The organism is Mucilaginibacter sp. P2_A4 (assembly GCF_056405015.1).
The window spans coordinates 1-19,318 of record NZ_JBFUCX010000004.1 but is presented as its reverse complement, the minus strand read 5'-3'; the positions used below and the strand labels follow the sequence as shown (position 1 = coordinate 19,318).

At 43.0% G+C, this 19,318-nt stretch carries 14 protein-coding genes; 4 read left to right on the top strand and 10 right to left on the bottom strand.

The window, feature by feature from the left end:
* Positions 1-124: 124 nt before the first annotated feature.
* From AC1DYB_RS09080 to AC1DYB_RS09070, 3 genes are all read right to left on the bottom strand, one after another.
* Complete coding sequence (locus AC1DYB_RS09080; protein ID WP_477434249.1) at positions 125-1,027, bottom strand: LysR substrate-binding domain-containing protein; 903 nt, start codon at positions 1,025-1,027, stop codon at positions 125-127.
* 8 nt (positions 1,028-1,035) lie between these two features.
* Positions 1,036-1,818 carry a hypothetical protein gene (locus AC1DYB_RS09075; RefSeq protein WP_477434247.1) on the bottom strand — a complete coding sequence of 261 codons (783 nt, stop codon included), beginning with the start codon at positions 1,816-1,818 and terminating at the stop codon, positions 1,036-1,038.
* A 258-nt stretch (positions 1,819-2,076) separates the two neighbouring features.
* The gene (locus tag AC1DYB_RS09070) at positions 2,077-3,084 is read right to left on the bottom strand and encodes an aspartate-semialdehyde dehydrogenase (protein ID WP_295718225.1); all 1,008 of its coding nucleotides are present in this window, start codon (positions 3,082-3,084) and stop codon (positions 2,077-2,079) included.
* A 261-nt stretch (positions 3,085-3,345) separates the two neighbouring features.
* On the opposite strand from AC1DYB_RS09070, the gene AC1DYB_RS09065 reads away from it, so the two are divergent.
* The 4 genes from AC1DYB_RS09065 (at position 3,346) to AC1DYB_RS09050 (ending at position 6,591) form a co-directional block, all read left to right on the top strand.
* On the top strand, positions 3,346-4,296 hold the full coding sequence (locus AC1DYB_RS09065; RefSeq protein WP_477434245.1) for an NAD-dependent epimerase/dehydratase family protein: 951 nt from the start codon (positions 3,346-3,348) through the stop codon (positions 4,294-4,296).
* Between the two features lie 136 nt (positions 4,297-4,432).
* Positions 4,433-5,158, top strand: coding sequence for a YebC/PmpR family DNA-binding transcriptional regulator (locus tag AC1DYB_RS09060; RefSeq protein WP_295718220.1), 726 nt, complete (start codon positions 4,433-4,435; stop codon positions 5,156-5,158).
* A 138-nt stretch (positions 5,159-5,296) separates the two neighbouring features.
* Positions 5,297-5,515, top strand: a complete 219-nt coding sequence (locus AC1DYB_RS09055; RefSeq protein ID WP_295718217.1) for a DUF2442 domain-containing protein — start codon at positions 5,297-5,299, stop codon at positions 5,513-5,515.
* Between the two features lie 83 nt (positions 5,516-5,598).
* Positions 5,599-6,591, top strand: coding sequence for a hypothetical protein (locus AC1DYB_RS09050; protein ID WP_477434243.1), 993 nt, complete (start codon positions 5,599-5,601; stop codon positions 6,589-6,591).
* A 268-nt stretch (positions 6,592-6,859) separates the two neighbouring features.
* Here AC1DYB_RS09050 and AC1DYB_RS09045 read toward each other — a convergent pair whose 3' ends face one another.
* The 7 genes from AC1DYB_RS09045 to AC1DYB_RS09015 form a co-directional block, all read right to left on the bottom strand.
* The gene (locus tag AC1DYB_RS09045) at positions 6,860-8,215 is read right to left on the bottom strand and encodes a glucoamylase family protein (protein ID WP_477434241.1); all 1,356 of its coding nucleotides are present in this window, start codon (positions 8,213-8,215) and stop codon (positions 6,860-6,862) included.
* A 22-nt stretch (positions 8,216-8,237) separates the two neighbouring features.
* Positions 8,238-9,908 (bottom strand): glucoamylase family protein, encoded by a 1,671-nt coding sequence (locus AC1DYB_RS09040; RefSeq protein WP_477434239.1) that lies wholly within the window; start codon positions 9,906-9,908, stop codon positions 8,238-8,240.
* Between the two features lie 99 nt (positions 9,909-10,007).
* The gene (locus AC1DYB_RS09035) at positions 10,008-10,841 is read right to left on the bottom strand and encodes a LamG domain-containing protein (RefSeq protein ID WP_295718208.1); all 834 of its coding nucleotides are present in this window, start codon (positions 10,839-10,841) and stop codon (positions 10,008-10,010) included.
* Between the two features lie 16 nt (positions 10,842-10,857).
* Positions 10,858-12,339 carry a RagB/SusD family nutrient uptake outer membrane protein gene (locus AC1DYB_RS09030; RefSeq protein WP_477434236.1) on the bottom strand — a complete coding sequence of 494 codons (1,482 nt, stop codon included), beginning with the start codon at positions 12,337-12,339 and terminating at the stop codon, positions 10,858-10,860.
* A gap of 20 nt (positions 12,340-12,359) precedes the next feature.
* Complete coding sequence (locus AC1DYB_RS09025) at positions 12,360-15,383, bottom strand: SusC/RagA family TonB-linked outer membrane protein (RefSeq protein WP_477434234.1); 3,024 nt, start codon at positions 15,381-15,383, stop codon at positions 12,360-12,362.
* Between the two features lie 259 nt (positions 15,384-15,642).
* Positions 15,643-18,537: a ligand-binding sensor domain-containing protein gene (locus AC1DYB_RS09020; protein ID WP_477434232.1), complete on the bottom strand. Its 2,895-nt coding sequence runs from the start codon at positions 18,535-18,537 to the stop codon at positions 15,643-15,645.
* Between the two features lie 240 nt (positions 18,538-18,777).
* The coding region (locus AC1DYB_RS09015; protein WP_477434230.1) for an integrase core domain-containing protein at positions 18,778-19,318 on the bottom strand (541 nt) is incomplete at its 5' end.

Sequence of the window (19,318 nt, the reverse complement as noted above, 5' to 3'; positions counted from 1 at the left end):
CTGTATAGTCTGCGAATAGATCCTTCGTTCCTCAGGATGACAAACCTTTTAAAACGTCATTTCTCCTTCATAGTTTCGCTAAATTTCATCACGCGCAAAGCCGCGGCTACTGATAAGCTATCGATCACTTCCCCTCAATATGCTGCAATGCAAAATTGATGAAGTTGCTTGTTAACCCATAATCTTCTGTACCCTTACGGCGGATGAAGAAGAAATCGCGGGTGATCTTGAGGCCTTCTACAGGCACTTCCACCAGGTCGCCTTCGGCGAGCTGACGTATAATAGAGGGGCGGGGCATAAAGCCCAGGCATTGATCGGCCAGCAGGAAATTTTTCAACGCTTCGGTACCGCCAAGGCGGATCTTTACCGATAGATCGGCCGGTTTTATATGTAATGCTGATAGCGACTTTAGCACAGCGTTCAATGTGCCCGAGCCGCGTTCACGTACGGCCAATGGCGTTTTTACAAACTGCTTTAAGGTTAATGATTTACCCGCCAGCGGACTTTTAGCCGAACATACAGGGATTACCTCATCACTCATGAATGGTTTGTAGGATACCGTAGTGAGTTTGTTATCAACTTCGATAATGCCAATATCCACCTCATGATTAAGCAGTGCGTTCAGGATATATTCGGAGTTTCGGTTAACCAGCTGTACATCCACATTGGCATACTCGCGCTGAAAGCCGGATAATATCGATGGCAATATATAAAGCGCGATGGTAGTACTTGCCCCTAAACGCAAATGCCCGGCCGCTTGCGACAGGTTGCTCAATACAGATAGGTCATATTCTATTTTACGCTCAATCTCGGTAGCTTGCTGCAGGTATTCGTTCAGCTTGTTACCGGCTTCGGTAAGCAGGATGCTGTTGCCCTTGCGCTCGAAAAGGGGTACTTTATATTGATCTTCCAGCGCTTTAATGTGCTTGCTGATGGCTGGCTGGGTCACAAACAGTACTTGTGCTGCTTTTGAGAAACTCAAATTGGCGGCAACTTCCATAAAAACCCGGTGAGCGAAAGAGATCATGGGCGAAGTTAACTTTTTACTTTCTCAAAAAACCTACCCGTAAATTTATAGGTAATCAGTTTATGGGTCATTTTTCCACTATAATCAACTAATGGGGTATGAATAGTTTTGGTGCCATTATCAAAATAGATACTTGGGAAGGCTTTCCAATCGGCCACCGAAAGCAGGCTGTATTCATAATATAGCCTGCTTAATACAGCGGTGGGGGTTTTTACCATGGGTACACGGCCATTCAATACGCCTTTTTCAATGGCATAGGCCCTGATACCCTGCCCTGCTTTATTGGCCGACATTACAGAATTGTACACCGCTAAATAAATTGTTTTGTTGTTGGCCACAAAGGTGTAAATCTTCGGGAACCAATAGGCCTCTTTTCCGGGTTGGTCCATTTTTAATAATGATAGCGTTTGCCCGTCAACCCTGTATTGCAGTATGTTGTTAAAATCGTATCCTACAGTGCCTAATTTGGTATCCCAGGAATAGGCGCGGAACATGCCATCTGCAGAAGTTGCGATAACCAGGCGTTCCTTTACCAGCGAGGTAAATTTAAAGCCAATAGTAAATGGATATTTGGAGGTATAGTACTTAAGTTTATATGCAAAAATACTATTCATTTTTTTGAGCGAATCAATAGCTTTCCACTCTTTTTTGTGCGCCCCGTAATAATTTATCCTTTGAAAAATGCGCAGCAGGTCGTTCTCAATATCCTGCGGGTTACTGCCTGTTTGCGCAAAAGAATTTGCAGAGATGGTGCAGCAACAGAAAACAACAAATAGCTTAAAGGCTTTCATTGGGAAACAAGTTAGCAAAAAATGGCGATATTGATAAGCAATAGTTATAATTAATAACTATTACTTGCTTTTTTATTGCGCTAATAAGTGTGGAATGAAATAAAACGGCAATAAAAGGAAAGGAGCCAGCAGGTTTTCATCGAAAATATTTATAAAAACAAAATAGGGATAATCGTTTGATCATCCCTATTCTGATTTTAGGTTTTTGATTGATTAAGTTAACAGCTGTTAATCTAATCAACCATTCACGCAAATAGCTTACGCTTCAACCGGCTGGCCGATCAAATGTTTGGCAGCTAAATATTCTGCAATTTGTACAGCATTGGTAGCCGCGCCTTTACGCAGGTTATCAGATACTATCCAGCAGTTTAAAGTATTGTCCTGGCTTTCATCACGACGCAAACGGCCAACAAAAACCTCATCTTTATCATGCGCGTCAAGCGGCATAGGGTATTTGAGGTTCGCAGGATCATCAACAACGATGATTCCCGGCGAATTAGCCAGTAATTCCCGTACTTCGCCCAAATCGAAATCATTTTCAAACTCGATATTTACCGACTCTGAGTGACCACCCATAACCGGGATACGCACGGTAGTGGCAGTTACCTTAATACTGTCATCGCCCATGATCTTTTTGGTTTCCAGAATCATTTTCATTTCCTCTTTGGTGTAACCATTTTCGGTGAAAACGTCAATCTGCGGAATAACGTTCAGATCGATAGTGTAAGGGTATACCTTTGGCCCATCAACACCATTACGTTCGTTAAATAACTGATCGACAGCTTTTACGCCGGTACCTGTTACCGATTGGTAGGTTGAAACAACCACCCTTTTTATTTTATATTTATCGTGCAGTGGCTTTAAGGTCACCACCATTTGTATGGTTGAGCAATTTGGGTTGGCAATGATCTTATCGTCAGCGGTCAATACATCAGCATTAACTTCGGGCACAACCAGTTTTTTGGTTGGATCCATACGCCAGGCGGATGAGTTATCAATAACGGTTGTACCAGCCGCCGCAAATAACGGGGCCTGCTGTAATGAAGTGCTTCCGCCGGCGCTAAAAATAGCTACATCCGGCTTCATCTTAATCGCATCCTCAACAGAAACCACCTTAAACTGCTTACCCTTAAAAGTAATTTCTTTACCAATACTTTTCTCTGAAGCTACGGGAATTAATTCTGTAACGGGGAAGTTGCGTTCTGCAAGAACCTGCAACATTTTGGTGCCTACTAATCCTGTAGCACCTACTACTGCGACTTTCATTGTGTTAATTTGTTTTTAAATGTAATGAAGCTCCCTTCTGGGGTTCATTGATTGTTAATTTGTTATATAATAAAACATTAAACTTCAAAGATGCATAATTTTTTGGATAATCTACTTAGTTGGTAGTTAATTAGTGAATAGTTAGTGGTTGATATTGGATCGGGTTGGTTATAAATATGCACACTTGATTGGCAATATGGGGTTTCCCAGACCGTCAACATTTCACCCAAATTCCTACCTTTGCCTAAACTCAAAAACTGAATGAGCGAAAAGATTTTAGTGATCGGGGCCAATGGCCAGATAGGAACCGAACTGGTAATGGCTTTGCGAGGTATTCACGGAGCAGAAAACGTAATAGCATCTGATATTAATGATCCAACCTACGCTATACGCAACAGCGGACCCTATGAAATTGTAAACGTGCTGGACAAAGATAACCTGCACCATATTTTTGATAAACATCGCCCAACCCAGGTTTATCTGCTGGCAGCCATACTATCTGCCGTAGGCGAGCAGAAACCTAAAATGGCCTGGGATCTGAATATGACCGGTCTGCTGCATGTACTTGATTTTGCTGTTGAGTTTAAAACAGGCAAGGTTTTCTGGCCAAGTTCTATAGCTGTTTTTGGTCCGCATTCGCCGCAGTTTAATACGCCGCAGTATTGTGTAATGGACCCCAATACCGTATATGGTTTTAGCAAATTGGCCGGCGAACGCTGGTGCGAATATTATTATACCAAATATGGCGTTGACGTGCGCAGCATCCGTTACCCCGGCTTAATTGGCTGGAAGGCATCACCCGGTGGCGGTACTACCGATTACGCCGTACATATATTTCATGAGGCATTAAAAAAAGGCAAGTATGAAAGTTTTCTTTCTGCGGATACCGCGCTGCCAATGATGTATATGGAAGATGCCATACGGGCAACCATCAGTTTGATGGATGCACCGGCAGAAGACGTTAAGATACGGTCATCATATAACCTGGCGGGTATAAGCTTTACCCCGGCGCAACTGGCCGAAGAGATCAAAAAACATATTCCTGCCTTTGAGATGGGTTATGTAGAAAGTGATCCACGCCAGGCCATTGCCGATAGCTGGCCAAAATCAATTGATGATAGTAGCGCGCAGCAGGACTGGGGCTGGAAACTGGAATACGATCTGGGAAAAATGACGGCTGATATGCTGGAGAATTTAAAAAGGGTTATATAGTTATATATAGAGGCAAAAGTATAAAGGCGAAAGGATAAAGGTTTTACCTTGTTGTTTTACAAAATTTATATAAAAACAAATTATATTCGCTGAGTTTATGGTCTGTAGAACATAGATGATGGATAAATAAAAAGTTATGGGAAGAGCATTTGAATTCCGCAAAGAGAGAAAGTTTAAGCGCTGGGCTAAAATGGCAGTGCAGTTTACCCGTTTAGGTAAAGAAATTGTAATGGCTGTGAAAGCCGGTGGTGGTGATATTAATACCAACTCGCGTTTAAGAACTGCTGTTCAGAACTCCAAGGCTGTTAACATGCCCAAAGATAGGGTGGAAGCCGCTATAAAAAGGGCGACCAGCCGCGATGAAAAGGATTACGAAGAACTGGTTTATGAGGGATATGCGCCCTACGGTGTAGCCGTTTTGGTAGAAACCGCGACAGATAATACCAACCGTACCGTTGCAAATGTGCGTAGTTACTTTACAAAATATGGAGGCTCGTTGGGTAAAACAGGATCGCTTGATTTTATTTTCACCCGTAAATCTGTTTTTACTTTTGAACCCGGCGACCGCGACCTGGAAGAACTGGAATTTGAACTGATTGATGCCGGCCTTGAAGATTTGTTTGTGGAAGCAGATGAAGAAGGTAACGATATTGGCGTTATACATACAGCCTTTGAAGATTTTGGAAAAATGCAAAAAGCGCTTGAAGAGTTAGGTGTTGAAGTAAAATCGGCCAAGCTGGAGCGTGTTCCGCAATCATTCCATGAAGTAACCGAAGAACAGGTTACCGATATTATGAAATTGATTGACCGCTTAGAGGAAGACGACGACGTGCAGGCGGTGTACCATAATATGGCAGAGTAAACGGATTTCGGATTTCTTCACCACTCGTCATTGCGAGGAACGAAGCAATCCCCGGTCGGCAGGTCAGCTGTTCAAGTTCGCTCTGTATATTAGGGATTGCTTCGTGCCTCGCAATGACGGGGATTAAAAATTAATACTATGCCACTATTCAGCTCACGTAAGGAAGAAAAGAAAGTTAAGGTAACCTTTGCTAACGGCTTGCTTTTTGTTGAAAAAGCTGATGGCAAGCAGCAGGCTTTCCCGCTGGAATGGTTCCCCAAGCTGATGAACGCTACCGACGAGGAGCGGAACGACTGGAAACAAACCGATAAGGGCATTCATTTTAATCAGTTGGATGTGGACGTGAATTTCAATTGATTTGAAAATTTGAATATGTGCCAATTTGAAAATTAAAAAGGTATTTTCAAATCTTCAAATTACCAAATCTTCAAATTAATCAAATGGTTTTCGAAGAGTTTTTTAAAAAGAAAAAGATTGACCTGGCAGCTTTGCAAGCCGCGGAGGGATCGCTGTTTTCTGAATTTAAAGAGCACTTTGAACAAATGGGCGAAAAGAGTTTCGATCATACCAAAAAATATTGGTTCAATAAGCTCAGGCGCAGGTTTCCTGCTCCGCAGGAAATAAAAACGGAGAAGTTTAACACACCAAATCCTATTGCCGAGCAAACTATAGTAGAAAGTTTGACAGAACCAGTAACACCTTCGCCTAAAGTTGGTTTTACACCTAAATTCAGGGCAGCTATTACTCCCAAACCTGTGGAAGAAAAGCAGGAGGAAGTTAAATCGGCAGAGGAGACAACACCCGCCGAAAACAGTGCCTCAAAACCTGCTTTTAAGCCCCGTTTTAACCCAGGGATGGTGAAGCCTAAACCTATAGAAAGCACGGAGGTTAATGAGGAAAAGCCCGAAGTAAAAGAGGAGTCAGCCGCCCCGCAGGCAGAATCACCTGTTGCCAAACCTGGCTTTAAACCGCGCTTTAACGCGGGTATGGTTAAGCCTAAACCTGCAGAAAGTGCAGATATTAATGAGGAAAAGCCGGAAGTAAAAGAAGAGCCGGTTGCCCCGCAACCAGAAACACCCGTTGCCAAGCCAGGCTTTAAACCACGCTTTAACGCGGCTATGATGAAACCAAAGCCAGTTGTTGAAGACGCTGCACCTGCAGAAGAGAAACAGGAATCGACTCCTGAGCCGGCAACGGATAAAACAGAAGAGAGCCCAGCCCCAAAGCCTGCTTTTAAACCGCGCTTTAATGCTGCGATGATGAAGCCCAAAACTGTTGAGACAGAGGAAAAACCCGAGGAAAAAGAAGAAACAATTTCACCGTCGGTTGAAGGGGCTGAAACAAAGTCTATCGAGGAAACTCCGGCCGCCAAACCCGCTTACAAGCCAAAGTTTATTATGAAAACCCTGCCTAAAAAACCGGAGCAGGAATAGCATGTAATCAAAAAGGCCACGATTTCGTGGCCTTTTTGATTACATAAATCTATGCCATTGCACACTTCGGGATTGTAAATGAAGTATTTGCAAAAAAAAACTTTGTCATCCTGAACGCAGTGAAGGATCTACTCTCCACCATGCTTCTTCACCCTGTAAGGTTTGCGAATAGATCCTTCGTTCCTCAGGATGACAAACCTTTTAAAACATCATTTTTCACCTTCAGCGTTTTGAAAAATTTTATCACTCGGCGATAGCGTGACTCATTTTATTTCTTTGCAATTGCCGGGCTTTCAAAACCGAGCTTAGTTAAGCCGTGCTGCACTTCGGGGCTGCTCATGAAAAGTTTCCAAAGCAGGCCGGTGCGGTAATTTTCTATCATCACTACAATTGGACCCTGATCAATGGCCAGGTATGATTTTGCATACCAGTTATGCGATTCGCTGAAGGCATCGGTAAAGCCATATTCGCCCCAGATTTTATCGCCCAGGTCATAATAAAAATGGCGTAGTGCTTTCATGGATTGCTCCGGTGTGTATGGAAATGCTGATAATGCGGCCGTTGGTGTTATTACTCCAAGATCATTAGTGGGCGAGTGCGCATTGTAGCCTTCAAAGTTATCACTTGCGGTAAGTCCCCAGCAGTTTTCGCCGTAACCTTTAAATTTTTTAGGATTATCTACGCAGTAAGCATAGTTAATGAGGCTATGGTTTTTATTCTGTTCCCAATAATCGGCATACTGATCTTTTAACCCTGTGGGATTTAGACCCATGAACGAGTATTGTGAAAAGAAGAGCGGTCCGCCAAAATCAAAGCCTAACGGCAGTTTATAACCATAAAAGGTTTTGCCGTTTTTGAAGAAATCGCTTTGCGCCCAGCCTCTGTGGTAAACATCGGCGCTTACAGGGTATCTATCTGCGGATGCAGCCAGCACGTACGTTATAAGGCATTCATTAAAGCCGTGGATAGGGAAATTCATAGCCCAGCCGTTATTGGGGCTCCAGTGCCAGTAAAGGGCGTCTCTGCCATCGCGGGTGTACCAGCTCCACTCCATTTCGCCCCACATCCAGCTGATTACGTCGCGGATGCGTTGCTCTTTGGGATTGTCGGCTGTAAAATATTGTTTAGCGCATAAAAGCCCCTGGAATAAATAGGCCGACTCCACAATATCGCCACCATCATCCTTGCGGCCAAAAGGGATTATCTTGCCTGTTTCGCCGTTCATCCAGTGCGGGAATGCACCGTGGAAGGAGTTTGCTTTAAATAAAAAGTTAACCATTTTCACCATCCTGTCAACAGCCTGTTCATGGCTTACCCATTTGCGGCTATCAGCCACAATAAGCGCCATAATGCCAAAGCCAGATCCCCCGGTGGTTACTACCTCATCGCCATAATCAAACGACTTATTGCTGCGCTCGCGGGCAAGACCGCTTACCGGGTGCCCAAAATCCCAAAAATAACGGAACGTTTGGCGTTGTACCACATCAAGCAAAGCGCTATCAGTAAGGTTTTTTATAATGCCTACTGGTTTAATGCCATCCGCTGTTGTGGTTTTTGACTGCTTTTGTGCAAAGCAACATAGGGCAAGCATCAGCAAAAAAGGGGTAATTATAATTTTTTTCATGTAAAATATCGTTATTAAGATTTTATAGATTAGGACTACTGAATCCTAAGTTTTTCATGCCGGTTTTTACTTCAGGAGCACTCATAAACAAGTTCCAGAGCAAGCTGCTGCGGTAGTTCTCTATCATCACAATAATAGGTCCCTGATCAATAGCCAGGTATGAATCTGCAAACCAGGGGTTGGTTAAATTGAAGGCATCATAAAAGCCATACTGTCCCCACAGTTTATCGCCAAGTGTATAGTAAAAGAACCTTAGCGCCGCCATAGATTGTGTTGGCGTATAAGGCAAAGATGCTATGGCCGCAGTTGGCGCAATTACTCCAACATCATTGGTTGGTGAGCTTGCAGTGTAGCCTCCTTCAATATCACTTGCGGTAAGCCCCCAGCAGTTGGCACTGTAGCCGCTGTTGCCTTGTGGGTTGGCAACGCAGTAATTATAATTGATGGTGGCATGCGCCTTGTTCTGTGTTTCATAATTGGCATAGGCGTCGTTTAAGCCTTTTGGGTTGATGCCTAAGAACGAGTAATGCGCAAAAAACATTGGGCCACCCTGTGCCGGACCGAGTGGCAAGGTAACACCGTAATAGTTATTGCCATTTTTAATGCCCCCATTATTGGCCCATCCCTGGTCATACACAATTTTGGGGATAGTATGAGTTGATGATGATGCCCCTAAAACATAAACGATTAATGCCTCGTTCCAACCGGTAATTTTCATATTGATGGCCCAGCCCTGATCCGGGCTCCAGTGCCAGTATAAAACATTTTGGCTGTTTTGGCGAAACCAGTCCCATTCTACACCGTTCCATAAAGTGTTAATATCGGTACGCAGTTGTGCTTCATTTGTGCCGGCGCCATTAAAATACTGGCGCGCGGTTATCAGGCCTTGCATCAGGTAGGCGGTCTCTACCAAGTCGGCACCATTATCCTGTGCGCTGAAGGGTACAACAGCCCCTGTATTGCCATTCATCCAATGTGGAAACGCGCCATGAAACTTTTGAGCTTTGGTATTCAAAAAGCCTACTATCTTTTGCATCCTGGTTAACCCATCGGCGTGCGATATAAAGCCACGGTTAATACCTGCAACAATAGCCATGATGCCAAAACCCGAGCCGCCGGTAGTTACTACATCGCCCGATGAATTGCGTTCGCGTGCCAGGCCGCTGGTAGGATGACCAAATTCATAAAAGTATTTTAGTGTTTGTTTCTCCACCAGGTCCAAAAGCTGATCATCAGTTATGGTGCTGAATTTTTTTGTACTATCGATAGCCGTAGTAAGCTGCACAGCCAATGCTGATTGCAGGTTGCCATTCTTTGCAGATTTTAGCGCTGTAGTAACATTTAGGGTATACTGTGTAATAGGCGATAAGCCCGTGGGAATTATCACAACCGTACTATCGCTGTTTTGGTAAGTAGTGCTAAAGGTAACAGTAGCACCGGCTTTACTGGTTATACTAATGCTGCTTGCTACTGATGACTGGTTAAGCGGGGTTGAAAATGTAATGGCAATTGCCGGTTTGGCATTAACATTTACATATTTAAACCCGTTGTTTTTTCCGTTCACTTTTAAAGCATTAAAGCTAAACGAGGTAACCGGCGGGATAACAGGAGTTGGGGTAGGTTTTGACCCTTTGCCACAGGCAAAAAGTATTAAAAACATGCCCATTCCAACAAAAAACTTTAAATTCTTCATGTTTTTAACGCAATCGTCCTATGCAAAAGTTAGTCACGATGTTCAGCAAATAAAAAAAGGTTACCCTGCTTGCGCAGGGCAACCCAAATCAATCAACCTTTATTTTCCTCTTCCTTCAAGTTTTACAATAGCATTCACTTCAGCATCTGTAAGCGCTTTGTTGTATATTCTTACTTCATCAAGCTGGCCGATTAAATAGCTGGCCCAATCTTGTTTGCTGGTGGATGATGTTTGGCTTGGCGTAGTCTGGAACTGCACACAGCCAAATACCATTTTGCCCGCATTTGTAAAATTTGCAGGACCGGTTAGCCCGGGTACTGTGCCGCTATTAACTTTTGAACCATTTACATATAGCTTGCAGGTATTTGTTGTTGCATCATATGATACACCCAAATTTGTCCAGTTATTAAACAAATTGGCTACCCCATCTACAGAATATGTTCTGTCGTTATTACCCTGGGCAATATGGACTCTCACTTTGCCATTATCGGCAGTACTTCCATTTTCAAAAAAGATTTCCAGATTGCCCCAGAAACCATCTGTTTTTGCTAATGTGAAAACACCTACTATACCTGTTGATGGTGGAGGTGTGTTTATCCACTCAGTAATAGTAAAGCTTTGGATAGCAGTAACGCCCGGACCCGGAGTTGTCAAAACGTAGCTGTTTAAGGCACCCTGTAGGGCCTGGCCTTTTACACCTTTACCAAACTTGGTACCCGTTGCCACACCTACAGAATTAGAGATGCTATCCTTTAAATTTCCGTTAAAGCCCCAATAGCCTACTAAGCTTCCTTTAGCTACATCATTTGAGCTGGTAAAGCCTCCAATATCCAGTTTAGGGGCATAGCTGGCAGGATCATAACTTTTTTGACATGATGATAATCCTAAACCGGCAATAGCGGCAATTACCATACTTATATATTTTCTTTTCATGAGAATCATTGTTTAATTAATTATACCCTTTGTTTTGTGTTAATACACCTGCACTTAGATCGATCTCATTTTGTGGGATTGGCCAAACCTCATTGATGCCTGCCTTAAAGCCCTTAGGACCAAAAACTGTTACAGCGCGGCCTTGGCGGATTACATCGAAATAACGATCAAATTCCATGGCCAGTTCAACCTGGCGTTCATGCCATATAGCATTGCGCAGCGCGGCTTGGTCTGTTGTGGTCACTTTTGGTAAAATGGCATTGTTGCCGGCCCTCGCCCTTGCACGTACTAGTTCCAAATCTGTTAATGCTTTTGCGGCATCGCCGGTTTCGTTGGCTGCTTCGGCATTCATTAACAACACATCGGCATAACGGATTACACGGACGTTCTGATCCTCGCCCTGGTTTGATACCCATGGCACATTGAATGGCACGTATGATTTTTGATTATACCGTGGATTTGCTCCTGTTAATGAAATTGCATCACCTTCTGGTGTAGTTTCTCCCCTGAAAATGATAGTTGCATCCATACGTGGATCGCCTGGTTCAAAGGCATCAACCAACGCTTGTGTTGGCACGTTAAAGCCCCATCCACCGTTCGGTTCGCCTGCTACACCCTGTATTTGAGAGTATTGGCTGGTTGATGCACCGGAAATGCTTGGTAAGCTTTGACATTGTATTTCGAAAACCGATTCAGAAGAGTTTTCATTAGCTATTCTAAACAGTTTTTCGAAGTTGGGGAATAATGAATAGCCCAAGCCCATAACCTGGTTAGTGTAGTTTAAAACATCTGCCCATTTCTTTTGGTACATGGCAACTTTAGCATGTAAAGCTAATGCAGCGCCTTTGGTTGCACGGCCAATATCTGCAGAGCCGTATGATTGTGGCAATACAGCAGCAGCATCGGTTAAGTCTTGTTCAATAGCGGCATAAACAGTAGCTTTCGCGGTGCGTGGCAGGTTATACTCGCTGGCATCCTTTGCAATGTGCTGCCTTAAAACCACGTCGCCAAATGCACGTACCAACCTAAAGTAGTTGTAAGCACGTACAAATTTAGCTTCGGCAAGGTAGCGGGTCTTCAGGTTGTCATCCATGCTGATTTTTGGTAAGTTATCAAGCACCTGATTACAAAGATTAATGCTTTGATATTGCCCGTTCCAAAAATCCTGAAGCTGGCCATCGGTAGCAGTAACCGTAAAATTATCATAGGTATTCATGAAACTGGCATCACTTGGTGTGCTGCCTTTTTCTGTTTCATCAGAACCTAAGCTTTCAACGGCCATTGGTGCAAAAGCTGTTTCTTTCCACTCTCTTAAATTAGCGTATATGGAGTTTACGGCTTTGGTAGCGTCATCCTGTGTCTTAAAAAATTCGGCACTGGCTTGCTTACCTTGCGGCGGCACATCTAAAAAGCTTTTTTTGCACCCCTGCATAATTATCATTATTGCAAGTGCACCAATACTTAGTGCATTTACATAATTGTTTTTATTGCGAAACATATCTTAAAATATTTTAATTGTTAAAATGTAGCGTTGATACCAAAATTGTAAGTGGCATATAATGGGTAGGCACCGTTATCGATACCAGCATTAATACCAGGCTGATCGCCCTGTCCACCTATTTCTGGGTTGAAACCTTTGTACTTAAAGAAGTTTAAGGCGTTTTGCGCATTGGCATACAACCTAAGCCTCTTCAGGAATATTTTTGAAGCAATGGCCGATGGTAATGTATATCCAAGCTGCATATTACGTACCCTGAAATAGCTGCCGCTTTCAACAAAAAATGTATTTGGTTTATAGTTGTTACCACCGCCTATGTTTGCAGATGGGTAGGTAGTTGAAGTACCATCGCCATGCCAGCGATGATCATAAAAATCTTGCGTAAAGTTTTCAGAACCGTAACGCAGGCCTTTATTTGCGTTATAAACATCAACACCGGCTACTCCCTGGAAATCAAGGCTTAGATCAAATGCTTTGTAATTAAATGTTGTGTTAAAACCATATAAATATTTAGGATTTGGGTTGCCTATAATTGTACGGTCTTTAGCATCAATAACTTTATCGCCGTTCAGGTCTTTAAACCTAAAGTCGCCTGGTTTGGCATCCTTTTGAAGCGAATTGGCAATTTCTGTAGTGTTTTGGAAAACTCCATCAACCACTAATCCATAAAATTCGCCAATTGGCTGGCCTAATATGGTACGGGTACTATACTGCCCGCCTGTAGCCGCCGCGCCGCCTGCATAAATTGGGTTTGCACCTGTTTGGGTAGATAATACCTTGTTGTTGTTGATACTAAGGTTACCGTTAAGACTGTAAGAGAAATCTTTGCTTATATTATCCCTCCAGCCTAAAGTAAACTCAAAACCGCGGTTTTGGAAGCTGGCCTGGTTGCCAATGATGGTTCCGCCATCAGTGCCTAATGAACCTAATACCGGGATAGAAAATATGGCTTGCTCTGTTTTCTTGTTGTAAAAATCAGCCTCAAATGTTAACCGGCTTTTCATGAAACTCATTTCTAAACCTACGTCGGTACCAACACCACGTTCCCAATAAGTAGTTGGAGGTACAATTGCTGTAATATTTGCACCTGTAGCCGGTTGGCCGTTGTAAATTGCTGTGAAAGCTGCGGAGTTATTTACTGTTAAGGTTGATAAGTTGGCTGGCACGGATGCATTACCAATTTTACCCCAGCTGCCCCTCAATTTCAGGTTATCAAAAATCTGCTGATTTTTCATAAATTCCTCATTGCTGATAACCCAGCCGGCTCCTACCGAAGGAAAATAACCCCAGCGTTGGTTGCCAATGAATTTTGAAGATCCATCTCCACGTATGGAAGCATTTAGTAAATACCTGTTTTTAAATGAATAGTTAACACGACCAAAATATGACTGGTAAGTAGCCAAATCGCCACTGTCATTAACTGTTCTGGTATCATTTGACCCCAAACTTAAGTAAAGGTCGCCAGAGCTTGTATACGGTACATTTTGTGCAGTTGCATTAATGTTGTATGATTTATAACGCTGCGCAGACTGACCTACCAAAACGGTTAGGTGATGATCCTTAGCTATGGTTTTATCATAAGTCAATGTGTTTTCCCAGATCCAATTGCGCACTTCGGCCCTTGAAACATTAAGATCACTGATGGCATTGAACTGAACGGAGTTGGCTTTGTAAACCGGGTTGTAACCTAAAACTTCGGCCTGGCCAAACTCGCCACCAAAGCTGGTGTGGAATGTTAATTCTTTAAGAATTTTAACATCGGCAAACATATTACCAGTTACGCGGTAGCCTTTTGATTTCTGGTTAAAAAAATCGATTTGTGCCTGGGGATTGTTGGTAGCGTTCCCGATAGGGAAATCGCCCGGATCGCCATACGTTCCATCATTATAAAATACGGGCACAATAGGTGCCGCTGTAAAGGCCTTATAGATAACTGCACCCGGTGCATCTTTTGAATTGTTGCCTTGTAAAACTGCATTGTAGCCCAGTTTAAGGAAATTTGTTGCCTGCACATCTTGTTGCATGTGTAAGGTTATCCTGTCATAATCGTTTCCCTTAACAACACCTTGCTGTTTTAAGTAGCCGGCAGAAAAAGTATAAGTTGATTTTTCTGTACTGCCACTAACAGTTAAGTCATGCTTCATGGTGAAAGCATTGCGTAAAATATCATTAAGCCAGTTGGTGCCTTGGCCAAATTTGGATGGATCGGCAAATGTAATAGGATCTGTTGGCTGGTTTATGGTATTAAGCTCGTTAATCAGCGTAGCATATTCAGCCCCGGTAGCCAGTTTTGGCTGATTAGTAACTCTTTGCCAGCCTGCGTAAGCGCTATAGTTGATGCTTGGAGCACCTTTGCCCTTTTTGGTGGTGATTAAAACTACACCATTGGCAGCGCGCACACCATATATTGATTCGCTTGATGCATCCTTAAGGATACTCATGTTCTCGATATCATTGGAATTTAAAAAGCTGATATCATCAAACCAAACACCGTCAACTACGTAAAGCGGGTTTGCGTTTCCATATACGGTACCTAAACCACGGATACGGATCTGCGGCGATGCGCCCGGACCGCCCGCATTGGTAATTTGAACGCCCGCAACTTTACCTTGTAAAGAGCTGACAACGTTTGTTGATGCTTGCTTGGATATTTCCTCGCCTTTAACTGATGCCACCGAACCGGTAACATCAAGCTTGCGTTGCGTACCGTAACCAACCACAACAACCTGCTGTAACTCGTTAGTTTGTGGTTGCAGGCGAACGTCAATAGCGGTTTGGCCGTTTACTGGCACTTCTTTAGATGCGTACCCTATATAGGCGAATGTTAAGGTAGCTGTACCGGCAGCATTAATGGTGAACGCGCCATTAACATCTGTTTGGGTGCCTGTAGTTGTTCCTTTAACTAAAACAGAGACGCCTATTAGGGCTTCACCTGTACTAGCATCTGCTACTTTACCCTTCACTGTTATGTTTTGTGCAAACGCAGCAGTAACGGAAAATAAGAACAATAACATCACCCCTGAAATAGTAAAAATTCTTTTCATAGTGGTTAATTAATAAAAACGGGTTAGAAATAATTGGTTTATTAGTCTACAAAGCTGTGTAGATAATGCAGTTAAATCAAAAAAATTAACTCAACATTAATACATCAACCATAACAAGCTTTCTCACGATGTGTTTTTTATTTTCTTAACTATTTGATAACCTGAAATTTAGATTGTGATAGTGTACGGCTTACATACTACAACAGTAAGGGCCTGTACACTATGTTTACTTATGGTTATGAGAGGTAATGATGTAGTATTATAACTCGATGAGAAACTCCACAAGGTTTTTATCGTGGTCGAGGTTGAGCTTTTTACGCAGGCGATAGCGCCTTATTTCAACACCGCGCAGGGAGATGTTTAAAAGCGATGCCATCTCTTTACTGCTCATGTTCATGCGCAGGTAGGCACATAGTTTAAGGTCATTTGGTACCAGGTCTGGGTGGCCTGATTTTAGTTTTTTGAAGAAGTTTTCATGTGCCTCGTTAAAGCTCTTTTCAAATATATTCCAGTCGCGCTCATCATTCATGCCCTCGTCTATAACTTTCTGGATACGGCGCATCTGATCATCGGCTAATTTTTTGCCGGTGCTATCTTTTAGATGTGCTATTTCTTCACTTATCTTTTGCAGTAATTCGTTCTTGTAAACCAAATTCATGGCCGAGTTAGCCAGCTCGCGGCTTTTACCTGCAAGATCGGCCTGTAACTGCTCGTTTTTTATGTTGATGATGTGCTGTTCATTGGCAAAGGCTTCCTGCTTTAAAAACTCCTCCTTTTCATGCTGTAGCTTTTCATGAATACGGTGCTGATGCCGCTTTAATTTAAGGCGATAATAATACCTTACCACGTAGTAGGAGAGTACCAGCAACAACGCGTAAAATGCCATAGCCAGGTTGCCCGCATACCATGGAGGTAAAATAACAAAGGTTAACGTAGTAATTTGTGATACGTTTTGATCATTGATTTTAGCGCGTACCTTAAAGTGATAAGTGCCTTGGTCAAGATTGGTAAATTCTTTCTGGCTTTGTTGCGTCCAATCGCTCCATTGGCGGGAGTAACCTTCTAAATAATACTGGAACTTTATTTTTGCCTGTTTATAATAAGGCAGCGAATAGGAGATGCGGATATTGTTTTGCGTATAAGGGATCTCGGTGACATTAAGGTTGTGGCTGTTTTCGCTGATGGCAAAAACTTTATCGGTAATGTTCTCCAGCTGACGGATCAAAACCCGGGGGATATCGATCTTATTGGGTAAAAGCGCGTCCTCATCATTCAGGATCACAAAACCATCATCAATACTGATGAGGTAGGTAGCATTATTGATGCGGTTTATAGTTTCGTAATGCTGCACCATTTGCCCGTTGAGGATGCTGAAACGGTTGGTATCGATACTTAACCTGCCAGGCGTTGAAAAATCGGCCAAAGCTACCCGCCCCTGGTTAATGAACCAGTATTTTTTGCCGATGGCTTTTATGATTTTACTGGATGTGGCAAAAGTGCCCAGCTTTTTGTTGAGCTGGGTGTATTTAAAAAAGCGATCGGTAATGTCATCATAAATATAAAAGCCCGAATCTGATGAAAACACAACGCGGTTATCAAGATCAAACACGTTTACGTTGAAACTGCCCGGCAAACCATATTTGCTATCGTAATATACTTTTGAGGTTACCTTTTTCAGATCGGCACTCAGGGTCACTTTATAAATGCCTTTATAGGCATGACTTACCCATATTTGCCCTTTGTTATCTTGCTCCACATAGCGGGATGGCTCGCCAAAGCCTTCAATTTTATGATCAAAGACCCAGTTGCCGGCTGCATCTTTTTTGAAAATAACCAGGCCGGTATAAGTCCCCTGGATGAGTTTGTCTTCGCTTAATTTTTTAATGGTCCAGCCGCCAGTTATGGTAGATATTTTGGTGATGGTATTGCCATTTACCTGGTAGGTGCCATCATTATGGCCACAAAGTAGGCGTCCATCCTGCAGGGAAAGTTCCCATACCTGCCCCTGTGAGCCGGGGATAAGTTTAAAGTCAAAAGACTGGAAAAGTTTGCTGTTATTATCGGCAATCCAGTCGCTGTAAAATAAGCCCTGGTTGGTGCCAAGGTATATTTTTTTATCAAATATGATACTGGAATATACGGTACCGAACTTGCCGGTTTTATCGAAATAAAAATATAATGGCGAGTTTACCTCAATCCGGTCTATGCCGTTATCCAAACCCGCCCAAAGGTTTTGTTCACTATCGGTATATAAGCTTAAAACAGTGTTGTTCTGTAGTCCGCTTGATTTATTGATGTGCTGCACTACATTGCCTGCAGTATCAACCACCACAATCCCGTTTAAAATAGTGCCATAAGCAAAATACTTGTCGGCTATTTTAGCCCCGTTATTGAGTTGATATGTTTTTAAAAAGTCGTTTGCCTGGTTTACCCATGGTTTTATGGTTTGGCCATCATAAATAAACAACCCGTTTTGGGCTGTGCCTATAATATACTTGCCTTTTTGAAACGGCAGCATGGAAAGTACACCGCTGGGCCCTAATATATTGCTACCCTCAACATACAACAAGCGATTGTTTATAAGCTCAAACAGGCCGGTTGATACCTGCTCAATAAAAAAGCGTTTACCGGCTTTAAACATGAACAAGTATGGGCTTGGTGCCTTGATGACCTCTATCTTCCCCTTTGAGTAAATGTAGATACATCCAAACGATTGGAAGATCACCCTATCGCCATCAACATATATTTTCCAGATCTCCTCGTTTATGGGCAGGAATTTTTTGGGTACCAGGCCAACAAGCGAATTGTATTTTAAAAAGCCTTTGTTGTCATCGGCCCAATAACCAAATTCGCCATAAGCACCTACGTAAATTTTCCCCCTGCCATCGGTAGATACTGAACGAACGATAAGGGAATTTGGCATATGGTGCTGCTGCCAGTATTTGCCATCAAAAGAAAGTAAGCCTTCGGCATTGCCAAAATACATAACACCATGCTCATCGCGCGTTACACTCCAGTTTTGATTGCCCGACTGGTACATGGCCTTCGTGTAATTTTGAACATAGGGTACACCTATGCTTTTTATATCAACCCCACTGGCATTTAGGGTAGTAATGCAAAATAGTGATATAAAAATGAGCAAGGATCTACGCATAGCATGGTATTAGCCTGTAAAGCAAACCAATTTTACGAAATTAAGCTTTGGATTGGATAAAATAAAAAATTAGTGTTGAGGGGGGAGAATGTCAGACTTACGAAGTCTCGTCATTGCGAGGTACGAAGCAATCTCTACACAGGCAGGTCGGACTTGCATGGTCGCTCTGTATAGCAAAGAGATTGCTTCGTACCTCGCAATTGTAAGGGTTTAGTAATTCGGTAACAGAATCAGGTGTTTTTATTTGTTGTTTAGGGTGACCATATCGATAGGTTTTTTACCATTGATGCCCTGATGTGGCCGTTCCCAGTTATAATAAACAAGATATTTGAGGAGTTCATCTTCCAGCTCTTCAAAGCTGTCGAAATCGGTATCTTCAATAAGGTCTTCTTTAAGCGTCCTCCAAAAGCGTTCCACCTTGCCGTTGGTTTGCGGCCGATAAGGCTGCATGTACCGCCGTTTGATGCCTGTTTCCATTAACATTCGCTCAAAAGGATGGTTCCGCTTTTGCAAACTTGTTGAAGTACCAAACTCCGGGCCGTTATCAGCAATGATCTCCTCGAACTGGATGCCGAACTCCCGTTTGAGCGCCTGCATGCAATGCATGGCAGTGAACATGGTGGTCAGCGCGGTGATGTCTTCCATCACCTGTGCCCAGGCCAGGCGGGAATAATCATCCAGCACGCAAAGCAGATATAACCTCCTATTTTGCCCTCTGATCACACTTTTACTTAGGTGATGACAGTCGATATGTCCTAACTGGCCCATGCGTTCTTTAATG